We start from the raw sequence: 6907 nt of genomic DNA on the forward strand, positions 1-6907 counted from the left end.
GATGTATATGGATAAGAATATGATACAAAGATGGATACATACGGGCATGGTTCTGGTTGCGATAGCTGTTCTGTTGGTTTCCTGCCGACAGGATGAGTGGTTGGACCCGTCACCCGCAGCCCGCGAAGGCTACGTGGCGCTCAGGTTCAGCGCAGATATTCCTGCCATGGAGAAAGTGACCACCCGTGCGGTCGACCCCGATGGTGGCGGCGTGCAGGACATGACGCTGTTCTGTTTCGACAGTTACGGTCTTTTCATCACGACTGTAGATGCAAATGTCAACGAGGAAACGGTCAACACGGGAACGTTCCAGGCCGAAGTGCCCGAGAATACCCGGACCGTACATTTTGTTGCCAATCAGGTGATGACGGATTTCGAGCAGGACCAGTTCCGCAACAAGTCGGAATCGGAAGTGATGGCACTGCTCGAAGGTTCTTCCGGACGTATGATTTGCTGGGCGCGTTTCGCATGTGACAATTCCACCGATGAGTTGAAGAAACAGGACATAGCCCAGCAGATGAGCACTGCGGGAAACAATATTAAAATGCTCCGTAACCATGCCAAGGTATCTGTCAATAATCCTAAAGACAATGGCTATTTTACCGTGAACGGCTTTGCCGTTTATAATACAAATGCCTTCGGTACGGTGGCCCCGTTCCATCCGGAAAAAGGCTTTGATTTCACCGAGGCCGACTGGCAGGCTGATGACTTCGTCACGATTCCGGCTAATGATGCCAAGTTGAGCGATGTGACGGACGTGACCACGAATATGGGACAGTACATTTTCGAGAGTGAGAACAGTGCGGACGATCCGGTCAGCATCATCTTGTACGGACGTAATGAGGGAGATACGGAAGACCGCTATTACCGCGTGATGCTGGTGAATGAAGAAGGAGACCAGATACCCATTCGCCGGAATCACGATTACCAGTTGAATATTACGGGCAGACTCTCTTTCGGGCAGGCTACTTTTACCGAAGCGTTGGAGGCGGCTGCCACGAACAACGTGTGGATTTCCATTTCCGACCGCGTGAACGAGGTGGAGGACAGCGAATATATCCTCGCAGTGGCTCAGACAGACCATGTACTTGGCTCGGAACTTGCCGGTCATACATACACGCTTTCATATACCGTCAAAGGTAAAGACGAGAAAGAAATAACAGCAGCTGATAGGGCAGATGTGACATGGATAGACAACCTCGTGGCCCAGCAGAAAATTAGAAATGATTTCGAGATTGGCGACGATGGCGTAGGCAGAGGCACGATTTTTATTAATCTGCTTTCAATGGGTGCCAACGAAAAACTGGAGGGTACCCTGCTCGTGAAACACGGACGGTTGCAACGTAAGATCAAGGTCATCATGGTGAAGGAACAATCATTTGTTCCCTCATGGGTAGGTACACAGATTTATGGAGGAATGAACCCGACAGATCCAACCAAAGACCGTTCACACGTAACGGTAATGTTTACTGTTCCGGAGACTTGCCCGAAGGAACTCTTTCCGATGAAGGTCTATATCTCTGTCGGCGGACTGGACATTCGTCCGGAATCGGGCATGGCTCTTACTCTGGTTCGTGATGGCGAGAAAGACTGGTACAGTAGCGGTGACATCAATCCGGAACCGGACTATAAATATCTCTACATCGCGGAACAGCCCGGTGTGCAGCGTGTTTATTTCGAGAACATCCTGTCTCAAAACGAAGACTATCAAGGCAGGCTTTATATTGAAGCTGACCACTTCGAGACTATGGAACGGGTGTTTACCTACTCGGATGACAGGAACTCCATTACAGTAACCGGCCTGAGTGCCTACAATGCCGATGGGGGTGGTATTGAAGGATACCCTGAGGACGAATTGATTCTTTATCGCCTGGTGCCACAGAAAAAACATGCCAACGTGCAGTTTGACCTGCAGTTGATTACAAAAGTGGGCGACGGAGTGGAGGGTGACTTGCTGGGAACTCCGTTCAATGCAGGAGGAAAGGATGAATTTCTGCTCTATTCGCAATATTTGGATTATTATGAGGATGGTGAAGAGGGCAAGGCCGGTGTGACGGAGTTCGACTGTAATTTCTACCCCGAAGAATCGGACTTGTGGTGGCGTGAGAATAATCCCAATGGTGGACGTATGCTGATGTTCAAGCCGAGACCCAAAATAATCAATCGACCCGCCCCGAATGTAGGAAAATACTCCATCTATATGAAATCCAACCGTCCCAAGAGTGCCGAGGTAGTACGTATCGCCTCCAATGTGCCCGGCAGGGATGCTGTGCTGTCGGAAGACGACAATGGTGTTAATAATGAATATGGCGGCAATTCCTACCGCAGTGTCACCTTCGAGTTGGCAAACTACAATCCGTTCCGCTTCGGGGCAAGGCTGAAATATGACAATGGAAGTGAGCAAGGAAAAGAACCGGACCGTGCGACGAATCCGAATGCGGATGTCCCCGAACTTCTCACGCCGTTGGAGTGGACTTACGAACCCGGTAAACCGGTGAACATAGCCATTGACATAACCAGTTTCGCCGGTTCGGACGGCAAGTCCGTGGACCCGTTCGGCGAGGAGTTCGAAATCTATATCGACGCCCCCATGCTGGCTTTGGGCAGCAATCCCGGTCTGGACGGCAAACTCTACGAGGCAAGTCCGGGACGCTTTGTCTATAAGGTGGATGCCGACCGCGATAAGGAACGGAATTCTTTCCCGGGTTCGAATGTCGTCAATAAGGACAATACTCCTGATGCAAACGTGAACCAGACTGGCGAACGCAAGACCCTGCACTTCACCACGAAGAGCATCGTGAGCGCGGGCGACATCGTCATCTCTTCCAACGAGGAAAAGGTCGTGTTCTACTCCAAGACCTTCCGCGTGACGAACAAGTCGATGGGCGGGAACATCTACTACGAGGATGAATCCGGCAGCCGGCAACCGATCCCTTCCAGTGCGTTCGTCGCGTTCGAGCGCGTCAGCAACAGCAGCCGTATCGGTGCCGTCACCGTGACTGCCGATGGTCGGTACGAACTGCGTCTGCGCAAGGAGTACACCTTCGACTGGTACACCAATCCGGTGCAGTTCCATTACAAACTAGGCGGCAAGGTTTACCACCGCACATACGAAAGTTTGTCTGACTTGTTCGATAATCAGGGAGATGTGGTACTCACCTTGGAGAACTGAGAGGTTGAATGATACAAACGGAAACTCCGGGCGCTTCCACGTTCGGAGTTTTTCATAACACGATACGAAACATGAAAATTTTGAACCTTGCCTTTTTCGCGTGTCTCTTCTGTGCAGGAATCGTATCCTGCGCGTATGCCCAAAAGCAGCAGGAGAAGACAAAGGAATTCCGTCTGCCCGACGTGCCCGTCACGTTGACGGCACCCGAAGACCGTGCCGCTTACCTTTCCCTGCACTACTGGGACCACTTCGACTTTGCCGACACGTCACTCATATCCCGCCCCGAAATCACCGAGCAGGCGTTTGTGGACTTCATCAGCATACTGCCCCATACTCCCAAGGCGCAGGAAGCGGTCGACACCCTTTTCCGCCGCGCCCTGGCCGACAGGGAAATGCTCTATCATTTCATCTCGCTGGGCGACAAGTACCTGTACGAACCCAACTCTCCCATGCACGACGAGGAACTGCATATCCTCTTTCTGCGTGCCTTGGTCAACCATCCCGGACTGGAAGAGACGGACAGGATACGTCCCCGTCACCTGTTGGAAATGGCGTTGAAAAACCGCTCGGGAGACGTGGCGGCGGATTTCACCGTTGTTTGCCGCGACGGCAGCAGCAGACGGCTTTCCGACATAAAGGCCGGTTACGTGCTCGTCTATTTTAACGACCCCGATTGCGAGGACTGCCGCCGGGTGAAGGAATTGCTCTCCCAGTCCCCGGTTGTGAACGGCCTGTTGGAGTCCGGTCGCCTGAAACTCCTCTCCGTGTGCGTGGAGGGCAAGACCCCCGCGTGGGAAAAGGCGGAATTTCCCGCCGGTTGGATAGACGGCTATGACGACGGTCAGCGGCTTACCCGTGAACAGGTGTACGACCTCAAGGCGATGCCCACCCTTTACCTGCTCGATGCGGAAAAGCGGGTGATACTCAAGGACGCTTCGTTCGGGCAGGTGGAAGAACGGTTGTCCTGAAACATGCCTCATGAAAAGGAGCCTGTGGGGACATCCGGAAAAGACAGTAAGGAAAACAACCGTTTCAGGGGCTTTCACCGCCCCTGGAATGTTCACACATCCGCTTTTGCTGATGATTATAATCATTCTTTCCATTACATCGCTATTGAAATTTCATGGAACGACCGGTTAAGACGGTCAGCGAACATCGTCAGGTACTTGTCGATATTCTCGGTGGTAATCTTACAGTACTTTTGGGTGGTGGTTATGTTCGTGTGACCCAATACCCGGCTCACACTTTCAATGGGGACACCCTTGCTCAAGGCCAGCGTTGCGAATCCATGACGGCTCGAATGGAATGAGATGTTCTTGCTTATCCCGCATTCCCTTATCATCTGTTTCAACGGCTTGCAGATTGACCAATAGTTCAGGCTGGGAAACACAAGCCCGTTCTTCTGGAACCTCTCGTAACGTTTGATGATCTGCAGGGGAATATCCAGCAGCTTCACCTGGAAATTCACTTTCGTCTTATGCCGCTTTGATAATATCCATGTCTCACCGTTCACTTCCGCAATGTCATCGGTGGTCAGCTCCTTTATATCCACGAAGGACAGCAAATGGGTTTCTCGGTGTCAGCCCGTTGTAATGGGCCTTGGCTACGATTGTTTTCAGCCACATGCAGTTTGACCACACACTGGCGTTATGAAGCCCCGCATCAGTGGAGAGATAGATTTCATACTCCTTGATGAAGTCGGGGGTAAGCTCAAGCATGGAAATGTCACTCCGCCTGTAGCATTTCCTTATGAACGCAGCCAGATGGTTCCTTGACCTTACCCGCACTTGATACGAACCTTTTGCCCGGTCTATGCCGATGCGCTTCTTGAAGCTCTCATTATCCTTGTCGAACGCACCGAGCAGGGTTTCGTATTCCGTACCGAGTCCCTGAAAGGCGTTACATACCATTTCAGCCGTAACGAACGCTTCCCTGTCCGAAAGGCGCTGATAATGCCTGATGATTTGAGCCTTGATGTTGTCAAGGGCGAGATTAATGTCCCGCGCCTCCCTGCTCTTCCCTTTCGCCCGGTTGCCCTTTGCGTCCCAAAGCTCTTTGGCGATGGTCTGCTTGCAACTGAACTGGGCTACGGAACCGTTGATTGTCACCCGTCCCATAACCGGGACAATACCGTTTTTCTCCTTGCTGCCGTTCACGTAGAACAGCACTTTGAATGTACTTCTCATAATCCATTTTTCTTTCGATACAAAATTAGTTATCAGCGAGTTATACATTGCTATGCAAAATGAGGCAAGTAGTGGAAACAATCTCCGATGACCTATGAATTAATCCGGTTACCGGGTAATGATTTGAAAACCGTTCGCCTTCGTTACCTTTCGTTTTCCTGCATTTTGGCATTGGAGAGGTCTTCATCGGTTTTCCTCATAAATCATTGATTATCAGTTTTACCATCATCATTTATTCGTTTCTGATTGATTTTTCCAGAGATATAGATTATTCTTGTACATTATATTCATTCTTTGGGGGTGTGGTGAGAAAGAAAAGACAGGGAATCTGGGAGAAACAAAATTGTATTTCGACGAACGTCTTTCTTCAATATCAGCCGATGGTGATTCTGCTTTCTGGATAGGCAGCGAAGCCGGTGATATATGGTATATGAAGCAACGTCGGCTTCAGCCTTATAATATAGGGGCCGACCGTATATATAAGGTTGTAACAGATTCGGTTCTTTCTGATGTCCGCATTTGCTGGATAGGCATTCGGAACTCAGGTTTGCAGAAATGGGCGCTTGGTGAAGAAAATGTTCGCCTTGTTGAGAAATATCCTATATGTAACAAAGGATGTAATTATTCGGTATATGATATTCTCTTAACCGACAAAAAGGTTTATGTAGCTACCAGTCAAGGCTTGTATGCTATGTCACATTCGGAGAAAGACAGTTTAAAGTTGATTTTCCTTCAGATAACAGTGAAACTGCACGTTCCGGTAAGCCGTTTATCGTAAACAACATCCGTAAATACGAATCGGATTATTTGCTGTGTGCTACCCAGAATGGACTGATCCGAATAAACCTGGCCAATGGCAAAATGGAAGTTACCCATCAGGATGAGCATATTTACAGTGTTTCTGTATATGATAATAAGGTGTATTTGCTTGCCGACAAGAAGTTGTATGTAGAGGATATTTCGGCACAGTTGCAAATATCCGTGGCTTATTTTTGTAGTATAGGTCTCTATTTTCTTGTTTAATGCTTAAATGTTTATAAGAAGCATTACCTTTGCACTCATGAGTAAGCAATCAGCATTTGACTATAAGATTCTGGCAAGTTACCTTCTTCCCAAAGGCATACTTAAGTTCTTCGACGTTACAGCCGTTAACGAAGACCACACTGGCATTATTGAAGAGACTGGTAATGAGCGCGTCCTTCTTCACATCTATCTTGACGAAAAAGATGCACGGGAAGAAGAGTGGCACGACCTTAAGCCCAATGGTTTCACGGAAAGCCGTCAGGTTAACGACTTTCCTATCCGTGATCACAAGGTCGTTCTTCATGTCAGACGTCGCAGACGGTTAACGGCAGAAGGCAGAACATAATCCTTGACAGGTACTCGTTGCTTGCTGATAACACCAGCTACTCTAAGGAGTTTGCTGATGTCTTAAAAAAAATATTTGGATACTACCGATACGCCCGCTCGCGGGCTATACTTACGGTAGATGGCATAACCTGGAACGTGGCTTACAAGGATCATCTGGAGCCGTTTCGTTATTGGGGAC

General features: G+C 49.3%; 4 protein-coding genes and 1 pseudogene. 4 read left to right on the forward strand and 1 reads right to left on the reverse strand.

What is annotated here, in order from left to right:
* The first annotated feature begins 7 nt into the window (after window positions 1-7).
* Complete coding sequence (locus BACCOP_RS00905; protein WP_235776934.1) at window positions 8-3172, forward strand: hypothetical protein; 3165 nt, start codon at window positions 8-10, stop codon at window positions 3170-3172.
* Between the two features lie 71 nt (window positions 3173-3243).
* Window positions 3244-4140: a DUF5106 domain-containing protein gene (locus BACCOP_RS19370; RefSeq protein ID WP_083779523.1), complete on the forward strand. Its 897-nt coding sequence runs from the start codon at window positions 3244-3246 to the stop codon at window positions 4138-4140.
* A 134-nt stretch (window positions 4141-4274) separates the two neighbouring features.
* Here BACCOP_RS19370 and BACCOP_RS00915 read toward each other — a convergent pair.
* Window positions 4275-5361, reverse strand: a pseudogene (locus BACCOP_RS00915) (site-specific integrase).
* Between the two features lie 271 nt (window positions 5362-5632).
* On the opposite strand from BACCOP_RS00915, the gene BACCOP_RS00920 reads away from it, so the two are divergent.
* Both BACCOP_RS00920 and BACCOP_RS00930 read left to right on the forward strand, forming a co-directional pair.
* Window positions 5633-6136, forward strand: coding sequence for a hypothetical protein (locus BACCOP_RS00920; RefSeq protein WP_007565159.1), 504 nt, complete (start codon window positions 5633-5635; stop codon window positions 6134-6136).
* 282 nt (window positions 6137-6418) lie between these two features.
* Window positions 6419-6727 carry an ISAon1 family transposase N-terminal region protein gene (locus BACCOP_RS00930; protein ID WP_235776935.1) on the forward strand — a complete coding sequence of 103 codons (309 nt, stop codon included), beginning with the start codon at window positions 6419-6421 and terminating at the stop codon, window positions 6725-6727.
* Window positions 6728-6907: the final 180 nt, after the last annotated feature.

It is taken from the genome of Phocaeicola coprocola DSM 17136 (assembly GCF_000154845.1).
GTDB classification, from domain to species: domain Bacteria; phylum Bacteroidota; class Bacteroidia; order Bacteroidales; family Bacteroidaceae; genus Phocaeicola; species Phocaeicola coprocola.